The organism is Stenotrophomonas sp. 05L44_2, from assembly GCF_056665995.1.
Genome location: NZ_JBFTNR010000913.1, coordinates 1 through 2,207 on the forward strand (window position 1 = coordinate 1; position 2,207 = coordinate 2,207).

A 2,207-nucleotide genomic window follows, 5' to 3' on the forward strand; every position below is an offset into this window, starting at 1 on the left:
TGCTGTTGCTTTTCGCTCTTCTTCTTTCTCTTCCTGCGGTGCAGGCCACAGGAAACTGTCAGGGGCTGGGTGGGTGGGCTGGGCGGGGGTGTCMGCSGCATGGATGCSGCKGCCAAGCCTTATCTGATTGGAATCTGGCACCGTAGGTGTCGAGAGCCGGCGTGGGCCGCCGTGTAAGCCTGGATCTCGACGATCGCCATGTAGCTTGGCGCCCACGCCGGAATCTCCCTTGATCCGCCCGAACAGTTGCTGGAGCTGACACTCGCAGTGATAAGACTGGGCAAGCGGGGGAGCTCTCGACCCTTCCAGACTATACGGAGTCCGGTGATGAACGGGATCGGGATTGATGTCAGCAAGCGCCAGCTGGACGTTGGCACGACAGACGGAAAGACCCTGCAGGTCAGCAATAGCCGCTCCGGCTTTGCTGAATTGGACCTCTGGCTGCAAGGGCATCCGGCCGTCCAGAYCGTGCTGGAGGCCACTGGTGGCTACGAACAGCCTGTGCTGGACTTCCTGCACAACGCTGGTCATCCGGTGGTCCGCGCCAATGCCCTGCGGGCGCGGAAACTGGCCCAGGGGCTTGGCCACATGGCCAAGACMGACCGCTTGGATGCCTATGCCTTGGCCAAGATGGCCGCRCTGGTGAAGCTGCGTTCCTATCAGCCACTGGAGCCTTGGCAGCGGGAAATGCGTGACTTCGTGCGGGCACGCCGACAGGCGATGCACGCGCTGACCGTCGCGCGGCAGCAGCAGGAAATGGTGGGTAATCGTGAATTACGCCGACTGCTTCAGGCCAACATCACTTGCTTGCAGAGAACGGTGGAACGTTTGGGAAAGCGGATTTCCGAACAGGTTTCCAAGCAGCCTCAACTGGCTGTCCTGAAGTCGATGAAAGGTGTTGGCCCGGGCCTGCAGGCCGTGTTGGCCAGCTATCTTCCCGAGCTGGGCAATATCAGTGGCAAGGCCGTCGCCAGCCTGGTCGGTGTGGCACCGATGTCCCATGACAGCGGGACCATGCGTGGCAAACGAAGCATCCATGGCGGCAGGGCTGAGATCCGTCAGGTGCTCTACATGGCCAGCATGTCGGCCATGCGGCATGAACCTCGCCTGCGGGACTTTTACCAGTCGCTGCGAGCGCGGGGCAAGGAAGGCAAAGTGGCCATCGTGGCGGTGATGCGGAAGATGCTGGTGATTCTCAACGCCCGTATGCGTGACGCTCAAGGCGGATCGATCCCCGCCTGAGCGCACCAGAGGGCGTTGCTCCTGAGGCTGCCGGCCAGCGGCCGGCACTACCGTGCCCGTTTACCGGAAGGGCTGGCGCTCCTCCAGCAACACAGTTGCTACAAGGACGTACTTGCGGCGTCCCGCAGAGGGGGCTCAGCCCGGTGGCCGGGAAACCCGGGGCATCACGCCCCGGATTCGTCCGGCTTGACCCGGAACCATGCCGCATACAGCGCCGGCAGGAACACCAGCGTCAGCACCGTGCCGACAATCAATCCACCCATGATCGAAATCGCCATCGAGCCATAGAAAGCGCTGCGCGACAGCGGGATCATCGCSAGSAYCGCSGCSAGCGCAGTCAGCACGATCGGGCGGAAACGCCGCACCGTCGCATCGATGATCGAATGCCAGCGGTCATGCCCGGCATCGATGTCCTGCTGGATCTGGTCGATCAGGATCACCGAGTTGCGCATGATCATGCCCGCCAGCGCGATGGTGCCCAGCAGCGCCACGAAGCCGAACGGCGCGCGGAACAGCAACAGGAACAGCGTCGCGCCGATGATGCCCAGCGGAGCGGTCACCAGCACCATCGCCGCACGCGAGAAGCTGCGCAGCTGCAGCATCAGCAACGTGGCCACCACGATCAGGAACAGCGGCATGCCGGCCTTGATCGAGTTCTGCCCGCGAGCCGAATCCTCCACCGAGCCGCCGGTCTCCAGCAGGTAGCCGCTGGGCAGGTCGGCACGGATGCCATCCAGGGTCGGCACGATCTGCTGCACCACGTCCAGCGGCTGCATGCCATCACTGATGTCGGCACGCACGGTCACCGTCGGCAAACGGTTGCGGTGCCAGATGATGCCGTCCTCGAAGGCGTATTCCAGCCGCGCGACCTGCGACAGTGTCACCGCGGTACCACTGCTGGTCGGAATCGCCAGACTGCCGAGCAGGTCCAGCTGCGCTCGCTCGTTGTCCGGGCCACGCAGCAG

The 2,207-nt window shown here is 63.7% G+C and carries 2 protein-coding genes; one reads left to right on the forward strand and one right to left on the reverse strand.

Going from position 1 to position 2,207, the window contains the following annotated elements; genetic code table 11:
- Positions 1–327: 327 nt before the first annotated feature.
- Complete coding sequence (locus AC1VAN_RS21915; RefSeq protein ID WP_442252332.1) at positions 328–1,242, forward strand: IS110 family RNA-guided transposase; 915 nt, start codon at positions 328–330, stop codon at positions 1,240–1,242.
- Positions 1,243–1,406: 164 nt separating this feature from the next.
- Here AC1VAN_RS21915 and AC1VAN_RS21920 read toward each other — a convergent pair.
- On the reverse strand, positions 1,407–2,207 hold an 801-nt coding region (locus AC1VAN_RS21920; RefSeq protein WP_480986755.1), incomplete at its 5' end, for an efflux RND transporter permease subunit.